26 protein-coding genes are annotated in these 25,442 nt (G+C 73.7%); 9 read left to right on the top strand and 17 right to left on the bottom strand.

What is annotated here, in order from left to right; all coding sequences use genetic code 11:
* Positions 1-3: 3 nt before the first annotated feature.
* From ACYVP9_RS15400 to ACYVP9_RS15420, 5 genes are read right to left on the bottom strand one after another with little or no spacing between them, the layout of a single operon-like run.
* Complete coding sequence (locus ACYVP9_RS15400; RefSeq protein WP_460605783.1) at positions 4-657, bottom strand: sugar phosphate isomerase family; 654 nt, start codon at positions 655-657, stop codon at positions 4-6.
* The gene (locus tag ACYVP9_RS15405) at positions 654-1,307 is read right to left on the bottom strand and encodes a sugar phosphate isomerase family (protein ID WP_460605784.1); all 654 of its coding nucleotides are present in this window, start codon (positions 1,305-1,307) and stop codon (positions 654-656) included. The genes ACYVP9_RS15400 and ACYVP9_RS15405 overlap by 4 nt, the downstream gene beginning before the upstream one ends.
* A complete protein-coding gene (locus ACYVP9_RS15410) occupies positions 1,304-2,215 on the bottom strand; it encodes a peptidase associated/transthyretin-like domain-containing protein (RefSeq protein WP_460605785.1) in 912 nt (303 codons plus the stop codon). The genes ACYVP9_RS15405 and ACYVP9_RS15410 overlap by 4 nt, the downstream gene beginning before the upstream one ends.
* Positions 2,216-2,255: 40 nt before the next feature.
* Positions 2,256-3,974, bottom strand: a complete 1,719-nt coding sequence (locus ACYVP9_RS15415; protein WP_460605786.1) for an ABC transporter ATP-binding protein — start codon at positions 3,972-3,974, stop codon at positions 2,256-2,258.
* The gene (locus ACYVP9_RS15420; protein WP_460605787.1) at positions 3,971-5,665 is read right to left on the bottom strand and encodes an ABC transporter transmembrane domain-containing protein; all 1,695 of its coding nucleotides are present in this window, start codon (positions 5,663-5,665) and stop codon (positions 3,971-3,973) included. Before ACYVP9_RS15420 ends, ACYVP9_RS15415 begins: the two co-directional genes overlap by 4 nt.
* Before the next feature lie 138 nt (positions 5,666-5,803).
* On the opposite strand from ACYVP9_RS15420, the gene ACYVP9_RS15425 reads away from it, so the two are divergent.
* On the top strand, positions 5,804-6,340 hold the full coding sequence (locus ACYVP9_RS15425) for a hypothetical protein (RefSeq protein WP_460605788.1): 537 nt from the start codon (positions 5,804-5,806) through the stop codon (positions 6,338-6,340).
* Positions 6,341-6,352: 12 nt separating this feature from the next.
* Here ACYVP9_RS15425 and ACYVP9_RS15430 read toward each other — a convergent pair whose 3' ends face one another.
* Positions 6,353-7,684, bottom strand: a complete 1,332-nt coding sequence (locus ACYVP9_RS15430) for an HNH endonuclease (RefSeq protein WP_460605789.1) — start codon at positions 7,682-7,684, stop codon at positions 6,353-6,355.
* Positions 7,685-7,732: 48 nt separating this feature from the next.
* On the opposite strand from ACYVP9_RS15430, the gene ACYVP9_RS15435 reads away from it, so the two are divergent.
* Complete coding sequence (locus tag ACYVP9_RS15435; protein WP_460605790.1) at positions 7,733-8,290, top strand: GNAT family N-acetyltransferase; 558 nt, start codon at positions 7,733-7,735, stop codon at positions 8,288-8,290.
* A gap of 44 nt (positions 8,291-8,334) precedes the next feature.
* Complete coding sequence (locus tag ACYVP9_RS15440; RefSeq protein WP_460605791.1) at positions 8,335-8,973, top strand: methyltransferase domain-containing protein; 639 nt, start codon at positions 8,335-8,337, stop codon at positions 8,971-8,973.
* On the opposite strand, the gene ACYVP9_RS15445 is transcribed toward ACYVP9_RS15440, so the two are convergent.
* The 4 genes from ACYVP9_RS15445 to ACYVP9_RS15460 form a co-directional block, all read right to left on the bottom strand.
* Positions 8,970-9,830: an SMP-30/gluconolactonase/LRE family protein gene (locus ACYVP9_RS15445; RefSeq protein ID WP_460605792.1), complete on the bottom strand. Its 861-nt coding sequence runs from the start codon at positions 9,828-9,830 to the stop codon at positions 8,970-8,972. The genes ACYVP9_RS15440 and ACYVP9_RS15445 overlap by 4 nt on opposite strands.
* Complete coding sequence (locus ACYVP9_RS15450; protein WP_460605793.1) at positions 9,827-10,309, bottom strand: DUF3237 domain-containing protein; 483 nt, start codon at positions 10,307-10,309, stop codon at positions 9,827-9,829. The genes ACYVP9_RS15445 and ACYVP9_RS15450 overlap by 4 nt, the downstream gene beginning before the upstream one ends.
* A gap of 4 nt (positions 10,310-10,313) precedes the next feature.
* Positions 10,314-11,501, bottom strand: a complete 1,188-nt coding sequence (locus ACYVP9_RS15455; RefSeq protein ID WP_460605794.1) for an aromatic ring-hydroxylating oxygenase subunit alpha — start codon at positions 11,499-11,501, stop codon at positions 10,314-10,316.
* 69 nt (positions 11,502-11,570) lie between these two features.
* Positions 11,571-12,317: a GntR family transcriptional regulator gene (locus ACYVP9_RS15460; RefSeq protein WP_460605795.1), complete on the bottom strand. Its 747-nt coding sequence runs from the start codon at positions 12,315-12,317 to the stop codon at positions 11,571-11,573.
* A gap of 70 nt (positions 12,318-12,387) precedes the next feature.
* On the opposite strand from ACYVP9_RS15460, the gene ACYVP9_RS15465 reads away from it, so the two are divergent.
* Positions 12,388-13,155: an SDR family NAD(P)-dependent oxidoreductase gene (locus tag ACYVP9_RS15465; RefSeq protein WP_460605796.1), complete on the top strand. Its 768-nt coding sequence runs from the start codon at positions 12,388-12,390 to the stop codon at positions 13,153-13,155.
* A 6-nt stretch (positions 13,156-13,161) separates the two neighbouring features.
* Here ACYVP9_RS15465 and ACYVP9_RS15470 read toward each other — a convergent pair whose 3' ends face one another.
* Positions 13,162-13,803, bottom strand: a complete 642-nt coding sequence (locus ACYVP9_RS15470; RefSeq protein ID WP_460605797.1) for a class I SAM-dependent methyltransferase — start codon at positions 13,801-13,803, stop codon at positions 13,162-13,164.
* A 73-nt stretch (positions 13,804-13,876) separates the two neighbouring features.
* Complete coding sequence (locus ACYVP9_RS15475; RefSeq protein WP_460605798.1) at positions 13,877-14,938, bottom strand: alpha/beta fold hydrolase; 1,062 nt, start codon at positions 14,936-14,938, stop codon at positions 13,877-13,879.
* A gap of 90 nt (positions 14,939-15,028) precedes the next feature.
* On the opposite strand from ACYVP9_RS15475, the gene boxC reads away from it, so the two are divergent.
* Entirely contained in the window at positions 15,029-16,711 is a 1,683-nt protein-coding gene (boxC, locus tag ACYVP9_RS15480) for a 2,3-epoxybenzoyl-CoA dihydrolase (protein WP_460605799.1), read from the top strand.
* Here boxC and ACYVP9_RS15485 read toward each other — a convergent pair whose 3' ends face one another.
* Positions 16,712-17,143: an ATP-binding protein gene (locus ACYVP9_RS15485; protein WP_460605800.1), complete on the bottom strand. Its 432-nt coding sequence runs from the start codon at positions 17,141-17,143 to the stop codon at positions 16,712-16,714.
* Positions 17,144-17,227: 84 nt separating this feature from the next.
* Between ACYVP9_RS15485 and ACYVP9_RS15490 the strand changes: the two genes are divergently transcribed.
* The 3 genes from ACYVP9_RS15490 to ACYVP9_RS15500 are packed head-to-tail and all read left to right on the top strand — an operon-like array spanning position 17,228 to position 18,878.
* The gene (locus tag ACYVP9_RS15490; protein ID WP_460605801.1) at positions 17,228-17,557 is read left to right on the top strand and encodes a lycopene cyclase domain-containing protein; all 330 of its coding nucleotides are present in this window, start codon (positions 17,228-17,230) and stop codon (positions 17,555-17,557) included.
* Entirely contained in the window at positions 17,554-17,898 is a 345-nt protein-coding gene (locus tag ACYVP9_RS15495; protein WP_460605802.1) for a lycopene cyclase domain-containing protein, read from the top strand. The genes ACYVP9_RS15490 and ACYVP9_RS15495 overlap by 4 nt, the downstream gene beginning before the upstream one ends.
* Entirely contained in the window at positions 17,895-18,878 is a 984-nt protein-coding gene (locus ACYVP9_RS15500) for a DUF5914 domain-containing protein (RefSeq protein WP_460605803.1), read from the top strand. Before ACYVP9_RS15495 ends, ACYVP9_RS15500 begins: the two co-directional genes overlap by 4 nt.
* On the opposite strand, the gene ACYVP9_RS15505 is transcribed toward ACYVP9_RS15500, so the two are convergent.
* From ACYVP9_RS15505 to ACYVP9_RS15520, 4 genes are all read right to left on the bottom strand, one after another.
* A complete protein-coding gene (locus tag ACYVP9_RS15505) occupies positions 18,875-19,597 on the bottom strand; it encodes a class I SAM-dependent methyltransferase (RefSeq protein ID WP_460605804.1) in 723 nt (240 codons plus the stop codon). The genes ACYVP9_RS15500 and ACYVP9_RS15505 overlap by 4 nt on opposite strands.
* Positions 19,594-21,081, bottom strand: a complete 1,488-nt coding sequence (gene crtI, locus ACYVP9_RS15510; RefSeq protein ID WP_460605805.1) for a phytoene desaturase family protein — start codon at positions 21,079-21,081, stop codon at positions 19,594-19,596. Before crtI ends, ACYVP9_RS15505 begins: the two co-directional genes overlap by 4 nt.
* A gap of 7 nt (positions 21,082-21,088) precedes the next feature.
* Positions 21,089-22,195 (bottom strand): polyprenyl synthetase family protein, encoded by a 1,107-nt coding sequence (locus ACYVP9_RS15515; RefSeq protein WP_460605806.1) that lies wholly within the window; start codon positions 22,193-22,195, stop codon positions 21,089-21,091.
* 136 nt (positions 22,196-22,331) lie between these two features.
* Positions 22,332-23,213, bottom strand: coding sequence for a P1 family peptidase (locus ACYVP9_RS15520; protein WP_460605807.1), 882 nt, complete (start codon positions 23,211-23,213; stop codon positions 22,332-22,334).
* 92 nt (positions 23,214-23,305) lie between these two features.
* On the opposite strand from ACYVP9_RS15520, the gene ACYVP9_RS15525 reads away from it, so the two are divergent.
* Positions 23,306-25,441 (top strand): hypothetical protein, encoded by a 2,136-nt coding sequence (locus tag ACYVP9_RS15525; protein WP_460605808.1) that lies wholly within the window; start codon positions 23,306-23,308, stop codon positions 25,439-25,441.
* Position 25,442: the final 1 nt, after the last annotated feature.

Here is a 25,442-nt window from a genome sequence, read left to right on the forward strand (position 1 = left end):
GCCTCAGGACGCGAGCGGGACGCCGAGCCGGTCGGCCAGGTCGGCGGCCGTGGTGCCGTAGGTCTCGACGACCTCGACCCGGCCGTCGCGCAGGGCGAAGACCGCGTGGTCGGTGTAGACGCGGGTGACGCAGGCGAGGCCGGTCAGGGGGTAGGTGCACTCGGGCACCAGCTTCGGCGCCCCCGCCTTGTCGAACAGGGTCATGATCACGTAGACGTCCTTGGCGCCGATGGCGAGGTCCATGGCGCCGCCGACGGCGGGGATCGCGTCCGGCGCCTCGGTGTGCCAGTTGGCGAGGTCGCCCGCGACGGACACCTGGAAGGCGCCGAGCACGCACACGTCCAGGTGGCCGCCGCGCATCATCGCGAAGCTGTCGGCGTGGTGGAAGTAGCTGGCGCCCGGGGTCTCGGTGACGGGGATCTTGCCGGCGTTGACGAGGTCGAGGTCGACCTCGTCGTCGTGCGCCGCCCGGCCCATGCCGAGCATGCCGTTCTCGGTGTGCAGCGTGACGCCGCTGTCGACGTCGAGATGGTCGGCCACGGCGGTGGGTTGGCCGATGCCGAGGTTGACGTACGCGCCGGCCGGGATGTCGCGGGCGACGCGCGCCGGGATCTCGTCGCGTCCCAGGGGTCCGCGGTCGAGGTGTTCGACGGTCACGCGACCACCACCCGGTCGACGAAGATGCCGGGCGTGACGACGTGCTCGGGATCGATGTCGCCCAGCTCGGTGACCTGGACGACCGTCGTCGTGGCGGCGGTCGCCATGACCGGTCCGAAGTTCCGCGCCGTCTTGCGGTAGACGAGGTTGCCGGCGTGGTCGGCGCGATGCGCCTTGATCAGCGCGACGTCGCCGCGGATGGGGTACTCGAGCACGTAGTCGCGGCCGTCGATCGTCCGGGTCTCCTTGCCCTCGGCCAGCGGGGTGCCGACGCCGGTGGGGCAGAAGAAGGCACCGATGCCCGCGCCCGCGGCCCGCATCCGCTCGGCCAGGTTGCCCTGCGGCACGAGCTCGAGCTCGATGCGGCCCTGGCGGTACAGCTCGTCGAACACCCACGAGTCGCTCTGCCGCGGGAACGAGCAGACGATGCGGCGCACCTGTCCCTGCTTCAGCAGGGCGGCCAGGCCGGTGTCGCCGTTGCCCGCGTTGTTGTTCACGACCGTCAGGTCGCGCACGCCGCTGCGCCGCAGCGCCTCGATCAGTTCGACGGGCTGGCCGGCGGGGCCGAAGCCACCGATGAGGACGGTGGCGCCGTCCTCGATGCCGGCCACCGCCTCGTCCGGGTCGGCGCAGACGACCGCGCGGCTCACGCGTTCTCCTCCGCCAGCACGATGTCGAACCGTACCCGCGTCCAGGTGCCGTCGACGGCGCGACCGTCGGGCGTCGGAGTGCCGGCGGGCTGTCGCTCGAAGTCGCGCACCAGCGACTGCCGGATGCCGAAGACGCTGTCGGCGCCGAGGTCGTCGCCGGCGACGAAGATGTGCGTGACCAGCGTGGCGCAGCCCGGGGCGGACACCATGAAGTGCAGGTGGGGTGCCCGCATCGGCGACCGGTGCGTGGCGGCGAGCAGCCGTCCGACGGGGCCGTCGTCGGGGATCGGGTACGGGGTCGGGGTGAGCGCCCAGAACCGGAACGTGCCGTCGCCGGCCGCCACGAGCCGCCCGCGGGCGCTCGTCCGGTCGCCGTCGCGCTGCACGTCGTAGAGGCCGTCGTCGTCGGCCTCCCACACCTCGATCGCCGCGCCGGGCAGGGGACGTCCGGAGGCGGAGCGCACGCTGCCCTCGACCCAGCACGGCTCGCCCGGCGCGCCGAACGCGATGTCGCCGCCGTCGGCGACCTCGGGGGCGCCTTCGACGAAGAACGGTCCGAGGACGGTCGACTCGGTCACGCCGCCGTCCGCCGGGTGGTTGACGGTGATCGTCTGCATCGACAGCCCGAGCACGTCCGACAGCAGCACGAACTCCTGGCGGCGGTCGTCGGTGATGTGGCCGACGGCGGTGAGGAACTCGATGGCCGCCGACCACTCCGGCTCGGTGAGCCGCACCTCGCGCGCGAACGCGTGCAGGTGCCGCGTGAGCGCGGTGACGAGTTCGTGCAGGCGGGGGTCCGGGGTCGCCGCGAAGCTCGCGACGACGGTGTCGGTGAGGGCGGCCTCGCGGGCGGCCCGGTCGTCGGTCATGTGCTTCCCTTCGCGGACGGTGTCGAGTGGAGCCACCATGACGGACGTCCCACCGCGCCGCGCGAGGTGGTCGACCAGGTCATGGGACGGCCCGGTCGACGGCCGGGGCGGACCACGCGGTCCAGAGCCCGGCGTACCGCCCGCCCGCGGCGAGCAGGTCGTCGTGGGTGCCCTGCTCGACGATCGCGCCGTCGTGCAGCAGCAGCACCCGGTCGCAGGCGGCGGCCTGGCCGAGCCGGTGCGCGATGACGATGGCCGTGCGCCCCTCGATCGCCGCCTGTGCGGCCGCGTCGAGCTGGCGGGCGCCGGACGAGCCGGCCTCGGCGGTGGCCTCGTCGAGGACGACCACGGGCGGGTCGGCGAGCAGCACCCGTGCCAGGGCGAGCTGTTGCGTCTGGGCGGGGGTCAGGGTGGCGCCCCCGTCACCGACCACCGTGGCGGCACCGTCGGGAAGGGCGTCGACCCACGCCAGCGCCCCGACCCGGGCCAGCGCGGCGCGCAGGTCGGCGTCGTCCGCGTCCGGACGGGCCAGGGTGAGGTTGTCGGCGACGGTGCCGGTGAAGACGTGCAGGTCCTGGCTGACGAGCCCGACCCGGCCCGCGTGCACCCGTCCGCGGGTGGGGCGCACCCGCCCGGCGGCGACGAGTCCGAGCGTCGACTTGCCGGCGCCGGTCGCGCCGACGACGGCCACGTGCTCGCCGGGCGCGAGCACCAGGTCGACGTCGCGCAGCACCGGACGACCCGGCACGTACTCGTGCCCGACGCCGGCGAGGACGACCCCGGCGTCGGGACGGTCGCGCGCGTCCGCGGTGGGGGGCGGCATCAGCGCCACCCCCGCCATGCGCGACAGCGACGCCCCGCTCGACTGGATCTGGTCGAACGAGAACAGCAGGGTGCCGATGGGATTGAACAGCCGGTGGAAGTAGAGCGCCGCCGCGGTGGCCTCGCCGACGGTGCCGCCGCTGCGGACGACGAAGAACCCGGCGGTCAGTACGAGAATCAAACCCACGAGTTCGCTGCCGTTGTTGCGGGCACCCCAGCGCACGAGGACGCCGAAGACGGTCATCGACAGGTCGGCGGCACGTCGCGACTGCTGCCGTACGCGCTCGACCTGGTCGCGCTCGCGTGCGAAGGCGCGCAGCGTCGCCGCGCCCTGAATGCCGGTGACGAGGGCCTCGGCACGCTCGCCCTGCGCGATGCGTTCCTCGCGGTAGAGCTGCGGGGAACGGGCGAGATACCAGCGCAACGCGAGCGCGTAGCAGGGCATGGCGGCGAGCCCGGCCAGGCCGAGCCGCCAGTCGAGCGCGAGCAGGCCGACGGCGGTGAACGCGGTGGTGAGCAGCGACGTGATCACCGGCGGCACCACGTCGGTGAGCGAGGTCGTCACCGTCCGCACGTCGTCGCCCACGCGGGACAGCACGTCGCCCGCCCCGGCCGCCTCGATCCGCTGCGCGTCGAGGTGCACGGCCCGGTCGAGCACGTCCTCGCGCAGGTCCGCCAGCGCCGGCGCGGTCACGCGGGCGAGCGCGGCCGCCGACAGCGTGGTGGCCACGCCGCCGACGACCGCCGCGGCCGCGACGACCAGCGCCAGCCGGGTGACGGTCGACGCGTCGTCACCGTCACGCACCGCGTCGACGATGCGGCCCAGCGCGAGCGGCGCCACCATGCTGCTGAGGCCGGCGACGACGAAGGCGGCGACGGTCAACGCCAGCGCGCCGCGCCGGCGCCGCAGCAACCGCATCGCGAGGGCGGCGGTCGGGCGGGGTCCGGCGATGGGGAGCAGGTCGCGGGTGGTCACCGCACCACCGCTTGCCGGTACGCGGCGTCGCCGGCGACGAGATCGCGGTGAGCGCCGCGTGCGGCGACCCGTCCGTCGCGGACGACGACGACCTCGTCGGCCAGGTCGAGCAGCGCCGGGCTCGAGGTGACGACGAGCGTCGAGAGACCGGCGCGCACCGTCCCCACGCCCCGGGCGATCGCCTGCTCGGTGACGGCGTCGACCGCGCTCGTGGGCTCGTGCAGCACGAGCACCGGTGCGGGTGCGGCCAGCGCCCGGGCCAGCGCGACCCGCTGCCGCTGGCCGCCCGAGAGCGTCGAGCCGGACGGCGAGACCGGGGCGTCGAGTCCACCGTCCGCCGACGCCACGACGTCGTCGGCCGCGGACGCCGCGAGCACCGCCGCGAGGTCGTCGGCGTCGAGCCGGTCGTGGGGGTCGACGTTGCTGCGCAGGGTGCCCTCGAACAAGTCGACGTGGTGCGGGCAGACGAGCAGTGCGCTGCGCCGTGCCGCGATGCTCAGCTCGGCGAGGTCGACCCCGCCGAGCGTGACGCGGCCCGCGTCCGGACGCCGCCCGGCGAGCACATCGAGCAGGGCGTCGGCGGTGGCGGGGTCGTCGACGGCCAGGGCCACGAACCGTCCGGGGTCGCAGCGCAGCGACAGGCCCCGGAGCGGCCCGCTGCGCACGTCGTCCAGCTCGAGTGCGGCGGTGCCGGCCACGGTGGCCGAACCGTCCACGGCGATCAGGTGGGGCGAGTGCAGGAAGCGGGCGATCCGTCCGGCCGACCCGTGCGCTGACGCGGCGTAGGCGCTCACCTCGCCCAGGCCGGTGATCGGCTCGGCGAGGAACTGCGTCAGCCCGACGACGGCGACGAGCTCGCCCAGGGAGATGTCGCCGGCGAGGGCCGCCCGTCCGGCCAGCAGGGCGACGAAGGCGAGGAACACCCCGGACAGGCCGGTCGTGAGCCCGAACAGGTAGCCGTACGAGCGGGCGGTGCGCACGCTCGCGTCGCGCGCGACCCGGCTGGCCCGGCGGTACCGGGCCACCGCGGCGCCCTCGCCGCCGAAACCCTTCAGCGGACGCAGGCCACGCACGATGTCGGTGGCGAGGCCGGACGCGTGCGCGATCACCTCGTGCTGCCGGGCGCTGCGACGCGAGATGACGGGGCTGACGACCTGCACGAGGCCGAGCACGACGGGCACGCCGACCAGCACGACGAGCCCGATCGTGACGTCGACGCGCAGCAGGTACACGGCGCTCACCACGATCGCGGTCAGCGCGCCCAGCGCGTAGGCGAGCAGGCGCAGCAGCAGCCCGACCTGGTCGGCGTCACCGGTCGCGAGCGACAGGACCTCGCCGGGCAGCAGGTCGGTGTCGGCGCCGCGGGGATGCAGCTCGCGCTCGGCGATCTCGACGCGCAGCGCGTGCGACTCGTCCTGCGTGGCGCGCATGCCGAGGCGGGCGCCGAAGCGGTAGCCGTAGCTCAGGACGGCCATCACGGCAGCGAGCACGCCGAGCCAGGCCACGAACGCGCCGACGTCGCCGGTGGCGATGCCGTGATCGATGACCGCGCCGAGGACGACCGGCACCAGGGCCTCGCTCGTCGCCCAGACCGCGAGCAGCAGGTACGAGCCGGTCAGCAGCCGGCCACGTCGGCGCAGCATGCGGCGCAGCAGGCCCCACGCGCCGCTCGGGGTGGTCGCGTCCGGCACGGCGGCCACCCTAATAGGCATGCCTAACCTCGGGCTGGGTGCGTGTCCCGGAGGTCACGGCGCGACCATCGTCCGGCGCGGGTGTGGCCGTCGACGCACACGTTCGAGACGACGTGTCGCGCGGGTAGGGCATAGGGCATGACTGCTGCGCCGAACAAGCCGAACCCGACCGTCGCCGTGCTGCGGACGGCGGTGCGAGCCGAACAGCTGCTGGTTCGGACGCCGCTGGCACTGGCGGCCGGTGTCGCCGCGTCGAAGCTGGGGCGGCGTTCGCCCGTCGCAACCACCCTCGAGCGGGGGGTGGAGGTGCTCGACGCCGCCGCCGAACGGCTGCTTGCGTCGCTCGATCCCGCAGGCTCGCCGCAGCCGCGTCCCGAGGCGCACCCCGAGCCGCAGGCGCCGACCGCCTCGCGCCCGGGCACGTCGGACCCGGAGGACATCGAGGATGCCGTCGACGTCACGGCGCCCGAGGTGGAGGTCGCCGGCCCCGAGGAAGCGCTGCCCGCCGAGGAGACCGAGGTCGTCGAGCACGTCGCCGAGGAGTTGCTCGAGGAGCAGGAGCACAAGCCGCTCGCCGGCGAGCTGAGCGAGGACGACGAGTTGCGCCGGGTGCAGGCGGAGCTGCACGCCAAGCACCTCGTGGAGGAACAGGCCCAGGAGCGCAGCGCGGAGTAGGCCGAGCTGCGCTCAGGCGGCATGGTGTTCGCCGGCGTCGTAGTGGACGACCGGCATCCAGCGCAGCGTCGTGCGGACCGGGGTGGACCCGCGACAGGGTTCAGCGCTGTCGTAGCGGTGGCCGGTGGGCGTCACGGTGGTGACGGTGCCGTCGTGGCGCGCGAGGGCGGCCCACCCGAAGGTCTCCTTGATGTAGTTGCAGCGCTCGCACAGGCCCTGGCCGTTCGCGGCGCTGGTGGCACCGCCGTCGGCGACGCGTTCGACATGGTCGAGGTGTCTGATCGGGGCGTCGCACCACGGAGTGCGGCACGTACCGAGGTCGCGGAGTTCGATGAAGTGGGCCAGGCCGTGGTCGAAGCGGCGGCGTGCGGAATCCATGGCGACCAACCGCCGGCCGTCGGGGCTCGTGTACAGCCGTCTCAGCCAGCGGGCGACCTTGCCGTCACCTCCCGCGAAGGCGATGGCGCGGGCGAGAGGCGCCGGGACGGGTCCGAAGCCGGGTACGTGGCCGGGCTGGTCGCCGTTGTTCAGCAACGTGTCTGCGGGCATCACCAGCTCGATCTCGACCGGCACCGCGGCCGCTGACGTCTGGCCGGTGAGCCGCTCGACGGCGAGGTCGGCCATCACCTGGTCCCGGGTCTTCGCGCTGCCGTCGTCGTTGCTGCCCTGAGCGCCACGACCGATCAGCTCGTCGGCAGCCTTCTGCAGGGCCGCGCGGACGGCGACGCCCTGGGCGACGGGCAGGAGCAGCGTCACCCAGCTCATCACGTCGGGCGCGGGACGGACGGTCACGCGCCGTTCACGGGACGCACGCCGGGCGCGCTCGGCGGCGCCGGCCGGATCGAGCTGCTGCGCCAGCGCCCGGGCCTCCCGCTCCACGGCCCGGTCGCCGAGGCTCTCGAGGCGCTCGGCGAGGGCGCGGTCGACGTAGGCACGGTCGTCCCGCGACAGGTACACGGTCTCGCGGACCATCGCCGCGGCGCGGCGCTCGGTGGTGCGCCCGGCGAGCAGGGACGCGAACGTGGACGGCATCTCGGTGATCAGCACCCGCGCCAGTTGCAGCCACCGGTCGGCCTGGTTCGGTGACATGCGCCGGGCGAGCGCCACCTCACCGGCCGCCCCTGCGCCCTGCCGCTGCGGCGGCACGCCGCGCGTCGCGTCCTCGACGCGGCGCTGGTCCTGATGCGCGACGGCCAGGGTCATCAGCTGCGCGTCGAGCGACGCGCGCAGCTGCTGCAACTGTCTGATGCGCTCGATACGGTCGGCCGCATCGAGCACCGGAACCATCGAGCCGAGCGCAGCCCTCACCCCGGGCAGTGCTGCGGTGTCGAAAGGCCCGTCCATCCTCATATTATAGTTCACATGTTCGAATAAGGCAACCGGGGAGCAGTCATGATCGACGCGCCCGAGCTGCGGACGCACCGGCTGCTGCTGCGTCGGTGGCGGCAGAGCGACCGCGAACCGTTCGCGGCCCTCAATGCCGACCCCGAGGTCACCCACTTCCTTCGCGGGTCGCTCGACCGCGAGGAGAGCGATCGATTTGCCGACCGCATCGAGGCATCCTTCGAGGAGCACGGGTACGGCTTGTGGGCGGTCGAGCTGCAGTCGTCGGGCGAGTTCCTCGGCTTCACGGGGCTCGCTCTGCAGACCTACGACGCGCCGTTCACGCCGGCTGTCGAAGTGGGTTGGCGTTATGCGCGCTCGGCGTGGCACCACGGGTACGCGACGGAAGCGGCGCGGGCCGCCGTCGACTTCGCGTTCGGGCCTGCCGGTCTCGCCGACATCGTCTCGGTCACCGCTGCGGCGAACGAGCCCTCGCGGGCCGTGATGCGACGGCTCGGGATGACCTACGACCCGGGCGACGATTTCGAGCAGCCGGGCTTCGCCGACGGGCATCCGCTGCGGCCCGGCGTGGTCTACCGACTGACTCGGGAGCGTTGGGTTCGATAGGAACGCCGACGGCGCTGTCTGACCGCGTCGCTACCGTCCGCACCATGAGTGTCGAGCCGCCTGCCGATCTTGCCGCGGTGCGGGCGTCGTACGACGCCGTGGCGGACAACTACGTCGCCATGGTCGGCGACCCCGGCCCCTGGTTGCGGGCGGCGCTCGACGCGTTCGCCGAGCAGGTGCGCGACGTCGGGCCGGTGCTGGACGCCGGGTGCGGGCCGGGATGGATCACCGGCTACCTGCACGCGCGGCAGGTCGACGTGTGGGGCATCGACCTGTCGCCCCGCATGATCGAGCACGCGCGGCGGCAGCATCCCGACGTCCGTTTCGAGGTCGCATCGGTGACCGAGCTGCGGCCCGAGCCGAACTCGCTCGGCGGCGTCCTCGGATGGTGGTCGTGGTTCAACCTGCCCAGGCAGTGGCTGCCCCGCGTGATCGCGACGATGGCGCAGGCGCTGCGTCCCGGCGGGCAACTGGTCATCGGCACCCACTGCGGCGAGGGCGATCGTTCACGCACGCGCTGCTACGGCGACGTGCCGGTCGAGTGGACGACCCACCTCTACCGGCCCGAGGACCTGACCGCCCTGCTCGCCGACGCCGGGTTGGAGATCGTCGTCGAACTACGGTTCCCGCCCCGTCCGCCGTCCGCCACGCCGCAAATGATTGTTTCTGCGCAAAAACCCTAGGGTCGCCAGCGCGACGCCGGCACGCCGGGGACGTCGACGCGCACGTGGAACACCGATCCGGCGAGCGGGTCGGGGTCGAGGTCGGCGGTGCGGATGCTGCGGCGGGCGGTCGTGACGAACAGGTCGCGCAGGTCGTCCCCGCCCAGGCAGCAACTCGTCGTGCGGGCCGTCGGCACGCGTACCTCGGCGAGCAGTCGCCCGTCGGGCGCGAACCGTCGGACGGCGCCGCCGCGGTAGAACGCGATCCAGAGGCAGCCGTCGGCGTCGATCGTCATCCCGTCCGGCATTCCGTCGTACCGGGTGAGGTCGAACGCCGGTTCCCGCGCGGTGACGACGCCGTCGGCGACGTCGTACGCCAGCTCGTCGACCCTTCCGAGCACGCTGTCGATGAAGTACAGCGAGGTGCCGGACGCCGTCCACGCCAGACCGTTGCCGATGCCGACTCCGTCGAGCAGCGGCACCGCGGTGTCACCGTCCAGCCGCAGCAGGTGGCCGTCGCGACCGGTCGCGTCGGCGCGCATCGTCCCCGCGACGAAGCGTCCGGCGGGATCGCACGCGCCGTCGTTCAGCAGCACGTCGCGATCGACCGGAGCGAGCAGCACCGACGGCGGCCCGAGCGAGCGGAAGCCGCCCTGCGCGGCTACGACCAGGCCGTCACCGTCTTCCCGCACGGCGATGCTGCCGACGTGGCGTCCGAGGTCATGGCGGGTCTCGTGACCGGTGGCGACGTCGAGGGTCAGCACCGCTCCCGCCACGCCGTCGACGCGGTGCAGCACGCCCTGCCGCTCGTCCCACACCGGGCACTCGCCGAGCAGGTCGCCGCCGCGGTGCACCGGTTCGGCGAGCAGGGTGGTCATGCCGGCGGACGGAAGGCGAGCGGCGGTTCGACCCCGATGGCGGGCGGGTGGGCGACGAGCTCGTTGCGGGCGAGGTGGCACTGCAGCCACCAGCCGCCCTCGACCTCGCTGAACTCGCCCTCGCCGACGACGAAGGCGGTGTTGAGCCAGCGGTACGCGTCCGCCGACGTCGTGAACGCGACCGTCGCCAGCACCGATCGCCGCACGTCGGGGGCGCGTTCGAGCACGGAGACGCCGTCGATCGCGACCAGCACCTCGGCGCCGTCGGACGTCGTCACGTAACCGCGCACGCTCGGGCACCAGACACCGTCCTCGCGACGGTGCGCGTGGTTCGACCAGAGCAACGTGCCGGTCAGCGCCGGTCCGTCGACGGTGCCGGTGCCCGCGCCGAACCCCTGTCCCTGGTCGCCCGCGTACGGCCGGTGCCAGCTCGCGTGGTCGTAGCGCAGCGCGAAGCGGCACAGCGGACGGAGTTCCATCGCGTCAGCCGCCGTTCACCATCTCCGTGACGGTGCGGTGGAAGTGCTGCACGCCGGGCTCGTTGCGCCCGAACGTGAACGACGTGCCCGCGAGGGCGTCGAGGCCGCGCTGCACGCCCTCGCCGGTGCGGTAGTCCTCCTCGAGGGTGACCTCGTAGAACCAGTCCCGGGCGTGGTCGGCGACCTTGACCTCCTCGTCGTCCGCGGGAGGCTCGCGCAGCAGGGTGTGCTGCTCGGTCGTCGAGGTGTCCCAGGCGGTGCCGGGCAGCACGATCGAGATCTCGACGATGCGCCGCCAGCCGCCGGCGATCGCGATGCCGGGGAAGAGCCAGAAGATCGGACCGACGTTGGCGGCCGGCTCCCACTCGTCCTCGGGCTTGTCGGCGGACGCCCCGATGGCCTTGAGCGCGAACGCCACGCGCATGTGCGGGCCGAACGCGTCGAACGTCGCCATGTTCGAGTGGTTGGTCTTGAACACGGTCTGGGTGTGCAGCGACGCGAAGTGGTAGCCCTCGAGATAGCCGTCGACGACGAGCTTCCAGTTCGGGCCGGGCAGGTGGGTGGTGCCGTGGTGGTGGCACCGGTCGATCGCGAGACCGTCGAGCACCGGGCCCATCGGTCCGAGCCAGGCGTCGAGGTCCATCGGACGCCCGCGGTCGAGGCTCACGAAGACGAACCCGGCCCGCTCGGCGACCGGCAGCGACAGCAGGCCGAGCCGCTCGCGGTCGACCCCGCCGAACGTGTCCTCGCCGTAGACGCCGACGAGGCATCCGGACAGGTCGTAGGACCACGCGTGATACGGGCACGTCAACCGGCGGGTCGTTCCGGTGCCGGACGGCAGGATCTCGGCGCCACGGTGCCGGCAGGCGTTCACCATCGCCCGCACCTGCCCGTCGCGGTCGCGGGTGACGATCACCGGCGTGCCGACGATCTCGAGCGACTTGAACGACCCGGGTTCGGGCAGCTCGGCCGAGAGCGCGACCGGCAGGGGCACCGTGCGGTGGATGTGCTCGATCTCGCGCTGCCACAGCTCGGGATCGCGGTAGCGATCGACCGGTTCCGAGTACTGCTCGGGCGCCTGGTCGGTCGTCTTCGCCCGGTAGTGGCCCACGAGGCGACGCATCACGTCGAGCGCGTCATCCCGCATCTCGCGGGTGAAGTCGAGCGCGGTGATGTAGGGCGGGGTGGACATGGCAACCTCCGAAGGCCGACTGACTCATCTATACAACTCAGTCGGACGCGCCCGGTCAACCTCCGGACGTCAGGTCGTGCCGTACTCGACCAGGTAGCGCACCCGGTCGGCGCGCGCCCGCCGCCGCACCCGCAGGACCGGCTTGCCCGCGACGTCCGCGGTCAGACCCTCGCGGACGAGCACCGGCGTGCCCGGGCGCACGCCGAGCAGTTCGGCGTCCTCGGGCGACGCGGCCTCGGCGGCGAACGACCGCCACACGTACCGCAGCCCTCCCTCGACGCGGTCCAGCAGCAGCCCGTAGACGCCGTCGGTCTCGCGCCACCGCGCGGCGACGCCCGACAGTGCGCGCTCCGGGCCCCACGCGGTCGAGCACACCCAGGTCTCGCCGTCGACCTCGAGCGCGCTGTCGACCCGCCGCAGGCGACCGCGGGGATAGCGCAGGTCGCGGCGTACCGCGGCGTCCTCGGTGAGCTCGCTGGACATCAGCACGTCGCGGTAGCTGCGGCCCAGTTCGAGCATCTGGCGCTCGATGCCGGACGCGAACTCGTCGCGCGACAGCGGGATCGTGACCGCGATCGGCGCCTGCCGGTGGGTGACGAACGTGCCCGATCCCTGGCGCGCCTGCAGCAGGCCCTCGCGGGCGAGCTCCTCGACGGCCCGGCGGACGGTCAGCCGGTGCACGTCCAGCTCCTCGGCCAACCGGGTCTCGCTGGGCAGCTTCTGCCCTGGCGTGTACTCGCCGTCGACCAGGCGACGGTGCAGGGTGTCGCGCACCTGCCGGTACAGCGGCGCTTCTGCACTCCCCGCGGCGGTCACGAGGCAGCAGCCTAGTGGTGATGCCACCACCCCGTTGCGTCGATTCATCTATATGACTTAGCGTGCCGCCATGGACCTCGGCCTCAGCGGTGCCCGTGCCCTCGTCTCCGGCGGCAGCCACGGCATCGGCCGCGCGGTCGCCGAGCGCCTGCTGCGCGAGGGGGCGAGCGTCGCGCTCTGCGCGCGTGACGGTGCTGGTGTCGAGGCGGCGGTGCGTGACCTGTCCCCGCTCGGCACGGTGACGGGCGACGTGTGCGACTTCGCCGACGAGGCCGCCGTCCGCGCGTGGGTGGGGTCGTCCGCCGAGCGGTTGGGCGGTGTCGACGTCGTCGTCAGCAACGTGAGCGCCAGCGGCCAGCACGGTGACGGGTCGGCGCCGTGGCGCACCGTCTTCGACGTCGACATCCTCGGCTGCGTCGCGCTGTGCGAGGCGGCCAAACCGCATCTCGACCGGTCGTCGGCGGCGGCCATCGTGCAGGTCGGCACCATCACCGCGATCGAGCACCACGACGTGCCGATCAATCCGAGCTACGGCGCGCTGAAGGCGGCCACGATCAACTACATGGCGCAGCTCGCGCAACGCTGGGGCGGTGACGGCATCCGCGCCAACACGGTCTCGCCCGGCCCGACCTTCATCGAGGGCCGGCGGTGGGACAGCATCAGGGAGCGGCACCCCGACATCTACGCCCGCGACCGCGACCGGCACCCCGGCGGCCGGATGGGCACCGCGGACGAGATCGCCGACATGGTCGTCGTCCTGGCCAGCCCGGTGGCGAGCTGGGTGACCGGACAGAACCTCGTCGTCGACGGCGGTTACACCAAGCGCGTCGGCTTCTGACGGCGATCAGGGGCGGGTCGTCGCCGTGACCCGCTGCACCTGCCCGACGACGAGCGGACGCACGATGCGCGGCACGCCCGACCACGTCGCCGCCCGCAGCGAGGTCGCGTCGAAGCCCGCGTCCCGCAGGGCGGCGCCGGTCTCGCGGTTGCACGTGCAGCCGGCGGCGAACGCCGCCCACGGCCGCCGCCACCGGTCCTGCCGGCGCGCGAGCCGCGGGTCGGCCGCGCGCACGTGCTCGATGACGAGCAACCGCCCGCCCGGCGCCAGCACCCGGTCGATCTCGCGCAGCGCGGCGGACGGGTCGGCCACCGTGCACAGCACGAGCGTGCAGACGACGGTGTCGAACGTGCCGTCCGCGAACGGCAGGTCCCCGGCCGGGGCCGGCACGACCGTCGCCGGCCGGCCGCCGCGCTCCGTCCGCCGCCGCAACCGCCGCAGCATCGCCGCGTCGGAGTCCGTGAGGACGAGGTCGGTGACGGAGTCCGGGTAGAGCGCCAGGTTGAGCCCGGTCCCGGCGCCGATCTCGAGGGTGCGTCCCCGGGCCGCCGCGAGCAGTTCGGCCCGCTGCGCGTGCATGCCGCGACGCTCTCCCGGACGCAGGAACGCGTCGTAGGCGAGGGCGAACAGACGGGTGCCGAGTGACATCGGGTTCTCCTGACCTGTGGTGGACGGGCGTCGTCCATCGTCGTCGTCGCGGGGCCGCGATGCAGCCGTGGAACTACCGCTTTCCGGCGCCGTCCGCAGCCTGCTCGGCGGTGAACCAGGCCGCGATCTGCGCCCGGTTGCGGAAGCCGAGGCGGTCGCGGATGCGTTCGACATGCGACTCCGCGGACCGCTCGGTGATGACGAGGCGGGCGGCGATGGCGCGGTTGGTGAGGCCGTCGGCGACCAGCGCGGCCACCTCGAGCTGGCGGCGCGTCAGCCGCGGGGCGACGGGGCGTTCGACAGGAGGAAGACCCAACCCACTTCGGATGGCGTCGACGAGCGCGTCGACGTCGCCCGCGAACGGGATGTGCGCCCGGCCGGGAAGCACCGTGAGTGCGGCGCCGGGGATCGTCGCGGCCAGCCGGCGGCCCTCGGCGACCGGGACCGCGCGGTCGCCCTCGCGGTGGATCACCTGCGTCGTCGCGCGCACCCGCGCGGCCGCGTCCGCGACGTGCAGCCCGTAACCGAGCGCGAGCGTCCGCCGTGCGGTGGCGGCGGGGCAGCACTCGCGCTGGTAGGTGGCGAAGGCGGTACGGAAGGCGGCGTCGCCGTCGGGCGCGAAGATGCCCGTGAGCACCTCCGAGCCCAGCCCCCAGTGCTGCTCGACGAGCCCGAGCACGTGCTCGCGCACCGCGGGCGGCCCGAGCGCGTCACCGTCGAGCCAGCCGCCGTAGAGCACCAGCCGGCGCACCGCGTCCGGGCGGGCCGCTGCCCACAGCACGGCCAGCGGGGCCGACAGCGACGACCCCACCACGTCGGCGGAACTCGCGCCGATCGCGGCGAGCACGGCCTCGATCACCTCGAACTCGAGCGCGACCGCGTCGGTGGCGTCGCAGGGGTCGGACGTCCCGCACCCGGGCCGGTCGTAGCGCACCAGCGTCCGTCCGGTGGCCAGCGCCTCGTAGAAGCGCCGTTCGGCGGGGAAGGCCCAGCCGAGGTCGAGGTGCGAGACCCAGCCGGGCACCCACAGCATCGGCGGCCCCGAGCCCACGGTGGCGAAACCGACCCGGGTGCCGTCGGCGAGCCGCACCCGGTCGACCCGCTGCCGGACGGGCCCGGCGCTCGTCGTGGGCATGCGTTCACCATCGCCTCGACGTCAAGCACGACCCGTGAAAGCTCCACAAACGGTTGACGTTTCCGCATCATTTCGTAGACACTTCGAGGTATGACGGCCGTGGAACTCGCACCCTCGATCGACTTCCGCCGCACGCCGGACGGCTACCGGCACTGGCGGGTCAGCTACGACGGTCCGGTCGCGACCGTCGTCATGGACGTCGCCGAGGACGGCGGGCTCGTGCCGGGTTACGAGCTCAAGCTCAACAGCTACGACCTCGGCGTCGACATCGAGCTGTACGACATCGTCCAGCGGCTGCGCTTCGAGCACCCCGAGGTCCGCACGGTCGTGCTGACGTCCGGCAAGGACAAGATCTTCTGCGCGGGCGCGAACATCCGCATGCTCGCCGCGTCCGCGCACGGCTGGAAGGTGAACTTCTGCAAGTTCACCAACGAGACCCGCAACGGCATCGAGGACGCGTCCGCGAACTCCGGTCAGCGCTGGATCGCCGCCATGAACGGCACGGCGTCGGGCGGCGGCTACGAGATCGCGCTCGCGTGCGACCACCTCATGCTCGTCGACGACCGGTCGTCCGCGGTGTCGCTGCCCGAGCTGCCGCTGCTCGGCGTGCTCCCGGGCACCGGCGGGCTCACCCGCGTGGTCGACAAGCGGCACGTGCGCCGCGACCTCGCCGACTACTTCGCCACCAAGAGCGAGGGCGTGGGCGGCGCGAAGGCCGTGCAGTGGAAGCTCGTGGACGAGGTCGTCCCCCGCCAGAAGTGGGACGAGACCGTCGCCGCGCGCGCCGCCGAGCTCGGCGAGGGGTCGTCGCGTCCGTCCGACGCGACGGGCATCGAGCTGCCGCCGCTGCAGAAGGAACGCACCGACGCCGGCATCACGTACCCGCACGTCACGGCGGCGTTCGACCGCGACCAGCGCAGCGTCACCATCACCGTCCACGGCCCCGAGGGCGAGGCGCCGTCCGACATCGCCGCGCTGCACGAGCGGGGCGCCGACTTCTGGACGCTCGCACTCACCCGCGAGCTCGACGACCTGATCCTCGACCTGCGCACCAACGAGCCCGAGCTCGGCACGTGGGTGCTGAAGACTCGCGGCGACGCCGCCGCGGTGCTCGCCCACGACGACCTGCTGCTCGCGCACCGCGACACCGACTGGCTCGCGAACGAGGTGCTGCTGTACCTCAAGCGCACGCTCAAGCGGCTCGACGTGACCAGCCGGTCACTGGTCGCCCTGATCGAGCCGGGCAGCTGCTTCGCCGGGTCGCTGCTCGAGCTCGCGCTCGCCGCCGACCGCTCGTTCCAGCTGTTCGGTGTCTTCGAGGACGTCGACCCGGACGCCGCCCCGGCGACGGTGACCGTCGGCGCCGCCAATCTCGGCGCGTTGCCGATGGGCAACGACCTCACCCGGCTGCAGACACGCTTCTGGGGCGACGACGAGGCGCTGGCCGCGGTGACGGCCCGGCAGGGCGACGCCCTCGAGGCCGACGACGCCGTCGCCCTCGGCCTGGTCACGTTCGGCCCGGACGACATCGACTGGGACGAGGAGGTGCGCATCACCGTCGAGGAACGTGCCTCCTTCAGCCCCGACGCGCTCACCGGACTCGAGGCCAACTACCGCTTCGCCGGCCCCGAGACGCTCGAGACGAAGATCTTCGGACGGCTCACCGCCTGGCAGAACTGGATCTTCAACCGGCCCAACGCGTCAAGCGCCGACGGCGCCCTGCGCAAGTTCGGCACCGGCCAGCGCGCGGACTTCGACCGGACCCGGGTCTGATCAGACCCGGTCGATCGACGCCCACACGATCTTGCCGACGCGGTCGTCGAGCGGCTGCACACCCCAGGCAGCGGCGAGCCGGTCGACGATGGCGAGCCCGCGCCCGCTGCCCTGCCCCACGACCTCGTCCGCCTCGCGCTTGCGCGGCGTGCCCGGCCCGTGGTCCAACACCGCGACGTCGACGGCGAACGGTTCCGCCCGCAGCCGCACGCAGATCTCGGGCGCGCCGTGCCGCACCGCGTTGCTGACCAGTTCGGTGACGACCAATGCCACGTCGTCCAGGACCTCTTCGTCGAGGTGGGTCCACCGCTGCTGCACGTAGCGACGTGCCACCGGCACCGACCCGTTCTCGGCGGGCAGCGACAGTTCGACGGACCCGTCGGCCAGTTCGGTCACGTATTCCGCAGTCGGCTCTGCGGGTTCAGCGGTCACGAACGCCACTGTCCCCGTCCGCCCTCACGCCCAACCAGGCCCCGTAACCTCGAGAGCGAGTCCGGCGAACGAGGGAGATCGGCAGTGGCCCAGACCTACGCGCTGATCCTGGCCGCCTGCGTCGTCATGACCCTGCCCCTCGAATTCCTGATCCCGGCGCGGGTCTACCGGCGTCCCGTGGCGCTGGTGGCGACCCTCGTGCCCGTCGTGGCGGTGTTCGTCGCCTGGGACGTGCTCGCGGTGCGCGCGGGGTGGTGGACGTTCGACCCCGACCAGACCCTCGGCGTCACCCTGCCCGGCCGGTTGCCGATCGAGGAGTTCCTGTTCTTCGTGGTCGTGCCGATCTGTGCGGTGCTGACCTACGAAGCGGTCGACGGCACGCTGCGCCGCCGCGCGGGGACGGTGTCGGCATGACGTACACGCAGGGCGCGGCGCTGGGCGTGGTCCTGGCGATCGCGATCGACCTGTGGCTGGTGCGCAGCCGGCTCGTCACGCAGAAGGTCTTCTGGGTGTCGTACGCGGTGATCGTCTTCTTCCAGCTGATCGTCAACGGCCTGCTCACCGGCCTCGAGGTCGTGCGTTACGACCCCGACCGCATCCTCGGCCTCCGCCTGGCCTACGCCCCCGTCGAGGACATCCTGTTCGGGTTCGCCCTCGTGCTGCTCACGCTCACGCTGTGGGTGCGGCTGACCCGCGGCGCACCCCGGGAGCGGACGGACGACTCCGTCGGTGTCGGACGCGAGCGGGCGTCGTGAGCGACCGCATCCCGATCGAGCGCATCCCGCGCACGCGGGTCGACCGGCTCGCCGCCAGCTGGAAGCAGGCCGACCCCGAGCGCATCGCCGACGCGCTCGCCGACGCCGAGAGCCGCGACCCGGGTGGCTGGTTCGTCGTCGGCGCGGCGGCGGACGTCCCCGCCCGGCGCAGCGTCGTCCGCGAGATCGCCGGCCGCGAGGTGGTGCTGTGGCGCGACGCGTCCGGTGGCCTGCACGCCGGCCCGGGTGCGTGTCCCCATCTCGGCGCGCAGCTCGACGGCTGCCCCGTCGTCGGTGACGCGCTGCGCTGCACGTGGCACGGGCTCGCGCTCGGCCCGAAGGGTCGTCCCGACTGGCGCACCTGGCCGGCGCACGACGACGGCGTGCTGGCGTGGGTGCGGCTGCCCGGCCACGACCGCGAGCAGCGCGACGAGCCGATCGTCACCCGGCGTCCGCCGCTCGACCGGTCGCTGACGGCGGTGATCGGCATGACCGCCCGCTGCGAGCCGCGTGACGTCGTCGCCAACCGCCTCGACCCGTGGCACGGCTCGTGGCTGCACCCGTACGCGTTCAGCCACCTCACCGTCGACGACGCGGCCAGCAGCGTCGAGAAACTCGTCGTCGACGTCGTGTTCCGCCTCGGGCCGACCTACGGCGTGCCGGTGAAGGCCGAGTTCTCCTGCCCCGACGCGCGGACGATCGTCATGCACATCGTCGAGGGCGAAGGGGCGGGAAGCGTCGTCGAGACCCATGCGACGCCGCTGGGCACCGACCGCGACGGCGCCGCCCGCACCCTCATGACCGAGGCGACGATCGCGTACAGCGACCGCACGGGGTTCCGCGTCGCCACCGGGGTGGGGGCGCTGGTGCGGCCGCTCATGCGCCGCTCGCAGCGGCGGCTGTGGGTCGACGACCTCGCCTACGCCGAGCGCACGTACCGGGTGCGTCGTGGCGAGGTGGGCGGTCCCGCGCGCCGCTAGTCGGGCAGGCGAGCGGTGATCGTGTGCAGGATGCCCTTCTGCCAGCCGCCCACGGTCGCCACCTCGATGTCGGTGAACCCGGCGCGCCGCAACCGCTGCTCGAAACGGGCCACCGAGTCGAAGCGCAGCACGCTGCGCCACAGGTAGCGGTACAGCGTGGTGCGGCGTCCGAACACCAACGACAGCGGGATGACGATCAGCCAGCAGACGATCGTCCACAGCAGCTGCGAGCGGCGTGACCCCGCGACCGAGTACTCCTGCGTCACGAGCGTTCCGCCGGGTGCGAGCACCTGCCGCACCGCCTCGAGCGCGCCGTCGCGATCGTCGATGTTGCGGAACAGGTAGCAGGCCAGGGCGCCGTCGACCCCGCCGTCGACGAGGGACGGGATCTGCTCGGCCTTCGCGTGCACGAAGCGCACCTCGTCCGGCCAGCTCTTGCGCCGGGCCTCGTCGAGCATGCCGTCGGACGCGTCGACGCCGAGCAGGTCCGCGGTCTCGTGCCCGGCGAGCGCGTCGACGAGGGCCACGGTCGACGCTCCCGACCCGCACCCGAGGTCGAGCACGCGGACCGACCGATCGGTCGGTAGCTGCGCGACCAGCGTGCGGGCGGCCTCGGCCAGGTGGTCGTGGTAGCCGGGGTTCAGGCCGACGAGGCGGTCGTACTGCGGTGCGGCGGCGTCGAACTCGCGCTCGAGATCGACCTCGGACCGGGGGCTCACGCGGCCTCCTCGCCGCGCAGCCACTGCCCGACCCGTTCGGCCGCGAGGCGTCCGGACAGCAACACCATGGGCACGCCCACCCCGGGCGTGGTGCCGCCGCCGGCGAGCACGAGTCCGGGCACTCGCCGGACGGTGTTCTTCGGACGGAACGGGCCGGTCTGCACGAAGGTGTGCGCGAGGGAGAACGGCGTGCCCGCGCTCAGCCCCTCGTCCTGCCAGTCGGCGGGCGTGACGAGATGCTCGGACACGATGTCGGTGGGATATCCCTCCTGACCCAGGAAGGCCAGCAGGCGCTCGCGCATGGCGTCGCGCTCGCGCTTCCAGTCGAGGTCGGCGGCGAGGTTCGGCACCGGCTCGAGCACGTACATGGTGCTGGCACCCTCGGGAGCCAGCGACGGGTCGGACAACGAGGGCACGGACACCAGCCTCGACGGGTCGGGCATCAGCTGCCGACTGCGGATCAGCGCCTCGAACGACTCGGACCACTGCCGTCCGAAATGGATGTTGTGGTGGGTCGTGCCGTCCGCGGGCGCGCCCTTCGCCCCGACGTGCCAGACCACCGCCGACGGGGCGTATCCAGCGCGGCGCACCGCGCGCGGCGCCCGCAGATCGGGCAGGAGTCGTTCGTAGGTGGTGCCGATGTCGGCGGTGCAGACGACCGCGTCGGCGCGCAGCTTGTCGCCGTCGGCCAGGCGCACGCCGGCGACCCCGCCGGTGTCGGACCGGCGCAGGATCTCGACCGCCTCGGCCTCGTAGCGGAAGGTCACGCCCGCCGCGGCTGCGGCGTCGGCCAACGCGACCGGCACCGCGTGCATGCCGCCCTCGGCGACCCACACGCCCTCGACGGTGTCCATGTAGGTGATCACCGCGTAGAGCGCCAGCGCGCGCGTCGGGTCGAGGCCGGCGTACAGCGCCTGGAAGCTGAACAGCCGGCGCAACCGCTCGTCGTCGAAGTACTTGGCGACCGCGCGGTTCAGCCGGCCGAAGCCGCCGAGCCGCACCAGCTTCGCCGCCGCGCGGGGGTCGCTGAGCAGGTCGAGCGGCGAGTCGAAGTTGCGGTCGATGAAGTTCGGCAGCTCGACCTCGTACAGCTCGCCGAGCCAGTCGACGAAGCCGTCGAACCCGTCCGCGTCGTGCGCACCGCAGCGGGTGGCGATCTCGGCGCGCATCGCGTCGAGCGACGAGCGCACCAGCAGTTCGCTGCCGTCGGCGTAGCGCGCGCGGTAGGCGGGGTCGAGCCGTCGTAGCGGCAGCACCGCCTTCGGATCCGCGCCGGCCGCGCGCAGCACGTCGTTGATCAGACCGGGCATGGTCAGCACGGTCGGGCCCAGGTCGAAGGTGAAGCCGCCGTCGCGGCGGGTGGCGGCACGGCCGCCGGGCGCGGACGTGGACTCCACGACGGTGACGTCGTAGCCGCGGCGGCTGAGGTGGCAGGCGGTGGCGAGGCCGGCGAGCCCCGCCCCGATGACGATCACGGGCTGCATGAGTGGGTCAGGACCTCCGGCCGGCGAGCTCGGTGGCGAGCCGCCGCAACTGGGTGATGCCCGCGCCGGAGAGCAGGGCGGGGTCGAGCGCGGCCAGGGCGTCGCGGGTACGGGTGTCGATCATCGCCTCGACCGTGGCGACCACGCCGGTACGCCGCAGCGCCTCGGCGACCGCGTCGACCTCCGCGTCGGTCATGTCCGCGCAGCCGGCGCGGGCGAGCAGGGCGGCGTCGTCGCCCTCGAGCCGTTCGGTCGCGAGCGCGAGCAGCACGGTGGGCTTGCCGGACCGGATGTCGTCGCCGATGGGCTTTCCGGTCGTGCCGGGGTCGCCGTAGACACCGAGCAGGTCGTCGCGCAGCGCGAAGGCGTCGCCGACCTGGCGGCCGAACTCGGCCAGCGCGTCGAGCGCGGCCGGTGCCGCCCCGGCGGCGGCGGCGCCCAGCTGCAGCGGCCGGGCGATCGTGTACAGGCCGGTCTTGCGGCGGGCGACGCGCCGGGCGAAGCCGAGGTGCCGCTGCCCGGCGGCCGTGCCGACGATGTCGGTGACCTGGCCGGCCAGCAGCTCGATCACCATCTGCTGCCAGATCGCGCGCAGCGGCGCGGGCAGGCCCGCGGCGAGCCGCTCGGCCTCGGAGTGCGCGAGGTCGCCGACCAGCACCGCCACGCTGTCTCCGAACCGCGCGCTGTCACCCCGCCCGTCGTGGGCGGCGTGCAACCGGGCGGCCTCGGCATGCACGCTCGCCAGGCCGCGGCGGGTGGGTGACTCGTCCATCACGTCGTCGTGGATGACGGCGAACGCGTGCAGCAGTTCCAGTGCCACCGATGCCCGGACGACGTCGTCGTACCCGTCGACACCGTGCCCCGCCACCCAGCCGAGCAGGATCATCACCGGACGGGTGCGCTTACCGCCGCCGAGTACGAGCGAGCTCAGCCGGCCGGGAAGGTCCATCGCGGCGGCCCACGAGTCGTCGGGCAGGGTCGCGTCCCAGCCCTCGGCCAGCGCCGCCAGCTCCTCGGCCAGCCGGTCGGTCACGAGGCCGACGTGCTCGGCGATGGTGGGCGGGTTCCCCTCCGGTGTGGCACCGGCGGAGGCCGCGTCGGCGTGAACCGTCACCGCCACCTCCGCTCGCCCGGACGCGCGTCCGCACGTCTCTGCCCGATCATGCCCGTTGTGCACCGTCTGCAACGCCGGGGGGCCCGAGACGCTCACCACGCGCGTACCCGGTCACGTGCCCACGACGCCGCGCCGGCTACCCCACCGACCGCACGGCGGCGGTGACGGTGTGCAGCGCGAGCAGTCGTACCAGGTCGACGTGGGCCCCGGCCGTGGCGGCGGTACCGGTCGCGGTGCCCGTCGCGGCGGCGACGAACGCGTCGCCGTCCGCACGGGTGTGGGGCGTCGTGACGGCGCGGGCGAGACCGTCGTGGGCGCCCTGCGCGACGAGTCGGCACTGCGTCTTGTCCAGGTGCGCGTCGGTGACGACCACGCCGATCGTCGTGTGCTCGCGCGGCCCGAACGCGACCGACAACCGGGACACGGCGGCCACGGCGTCCCCGTCGAGGCTGCCGTCGCCGGGGTCGACGTCGCCGAACGCGTTGACCGCGACGAGGGCCGCGACCGTCACGCCACCGCCCGTGCGGACGGCGTGCCCCAGCCCGCCGGGGCGGCGGCCGTCCGGACCGCGCCAGTGCCCGACGTAGGCGCCCGCCCCGGCGCCGACCCGACCCGACACCACCGCGTCCGGCCGCAGGTCGCGCGCCGCGGCAGCGCCCGCCTCGGGTCCGGGACGGACGCCGGCGTCGCCGACCGCCAGGTCGAACAGGCCGAGCGTGGGGACGATCGGGACGACCCCCGCCGGTGTGAGTACGCCGCGGCCCGCCCGCTCGTAGTGGCGCATCACCCCGTCGGCGGCGGCCAGCCCGAACGCCGAGCCGCCCGTGAGCAGCACGGCGTCGACCGCGGACACCATCTTGTCCGGCTCCAGGGCGACCAGCTCCCGCGTGGCCGGTGCTCCACCGCGGGCCTCGTAGGACGCGACCGTGCCGGGCGGCAGCTCGACGAGGGTGCACCCGGTCTCAGCCGCAGCGTCCGTCCAGTGGCCGACCCGTACGCCGTCGATGCCGAAGCCCATGCGAGCAGGCTGCCAGGCTTCATGAGAATCCGATGTGATCGGCGCCCGACGGTCCCCTTCGCCGCCGGTGATCTCCGTGCCAAGGTCACGGAGTGATCACGACCCTCGGCCGCCAGGTCGGCTTCCGGCGCGTGGTGCTCGCCCTCGCGCTGGTGCTCGCCGGTGGCGCGGCCGTCGCGGCGCCGGCCTCCGCGGCCCCGACCTGGACGACGGCCGTCGTTCCGGCGGCCGGCCCCGACCTTCCTCACGCCAAGCTGCTCGGCATCGCGTGCGCGGGCGGACGGTGCCTGGCCGTCGGCCGGCGCGTGGCGACGGACGGACTGCTGCGGCCGTTCGCCGAGACCCGGGGCAGCACGTGGCGCCCGGTCACCGCCGCGGTGCCGGCGGGGTTCACGTCCTTCGACTCGGTGTCGTGCTCGTCCGCGACCTTCTGCATGATCATCGCGAGCGACGACGCCGGCATCGGGCAGCCGGTGCGGTGGGACGGCAGCCGCTTCACCCGCCTCACCGTCGGGCCCGCCGGTCACACCCGGCTCAGCGACGTCGCGTGCCGCACCCGCGCCGACTGCCAGCTGGTCGGCACCGCCTCGGGCGCGAACGCAGCGTGGCACTGGAACGGGAAGGTCTGGGGGCGGCACACGGCGCCGTCCGGCATGCGGATCGACGCGGTGACCTGCCCGTCCGCGACCGCCTGCTACGGCGTCGGGGCCACGCCGGGGTACACGTCCCGACGCCCGCGGGCCGAGCGGTGGAACGGGCGCAGCTGGTCAGCCGTCCACCTGCCCCGCGGCCGGTCCGGCTCGACGCTCGTCGACATCTCGTGCCCCACCGCCTCGCGGTGCCTCGCCGTCGGCGGCGGTGCCACGACGGCCGTGCTGTCGGGCGGACGCTGGCGCCTGGGCACCATGCCGACGTCGGTCCGACGCAGCGGCGACGGCGTCGCGGTCGCGTGCACGGCCTCGTTCACCTGCACCTCGATCATCAGTTACCTCGACGCGCACGACGCGGTCGGCTACTCGCTGGTCCGCCGCACGGCCGCGGGGTCGTACGGGAAGGCGTCGCGCGAGCTCGTCGACGCCGAGGGCCTGCGCTGCTCGGCCACGCGGTGCGACGTCGTCGGCAGCGACCTGCTGTTCGACCGGGGCGGCATCCAGCTCGGCGACGAGACGGTGCACGCCCGTGCGTGGAGCACGTCGACGGCAGCGGGCACACCGTCGCCGCAGCCGGTGACCGTGCGTCAGCCCGTGGGCCGGCTCGCGAACCTGATGCAGTCCGTGTCGTGCGCCCCGGACGGGTTCTGTGCCGCCACCCAGCAGTCGAGCGACCTGACCCGGGGCGACACCGCGCTGCGCACGCGCACCGCGCCGGGCGGCGCGTGGAGCACCCACGCCACCGGCAACATCACCCCGGCGTGGGCCGACGTCGACTGCCTGTCGAGGACGTTCTGCGCGGCCGTGCGCAGGGGCGGGTCTGCGATGTGGGACGGCGTCCGCTGGACGACCCACGCGATCCCGCAGCCGGCCGGCAAGGGCAAGGACGACGTGCTCGGCGTCTCGTGCACGTCGCCGACGTCGTGCGAGGCGGTCGGCACGACCGGGGCGGACGGCCTGCCCGTGCGTTCGCTCGTCGCCCACTGGAACGGATCGTCGTGGACGGTCGCCCGCGGCGCGAGCGCCGCCACCGACCCGACCCAGCTGAACCAGGTGTCGTGCGCCTCGGCGACCTACTGCCTCGCCGTCGGCGTCGCCTACGGCGGACGACCGCACCCGGTCGCCGAGCGCTTCGACGGCAGTGCGTGGCACGCGGTGAGCACCTCCGGCCTGCCGTCCGATTCCGCACTCGGGGACGTCTCGTGCGCAGCGGCATCCGCGTGCATGGTGACGGCTCCGAACGACTACGGAACCCCGACGGTGTCGAGCTGGGACGGCACGCGCTTCACGCCACGTGCGCTGCCCGGGCGCCTCGCCGACGTCTACGGAGTCTCGTGCGACGCGACGGCGTCGTGCACCGTCGTCGGCACCTACGCGCCCGGCGGGACGACGTTCCGACCGCTGGTCGCCCACTGGAACGGCGCCGCGTTGACGGTGGTGCCGCAGCCCGTCCTCACCGGCATCGATTCCGAGTACGACAGCGTCTCGTGCCCGGTGGGCTCGTCGCACTGCACCGCGGCCGGGACGGTCTCCCGGGCGATGGCCGTCGGCATCGTGGGGGACGGGCCGATCGGCTGAC

The organism is Jatrophihabitans fulvus, from assembly GCF_054781375.1.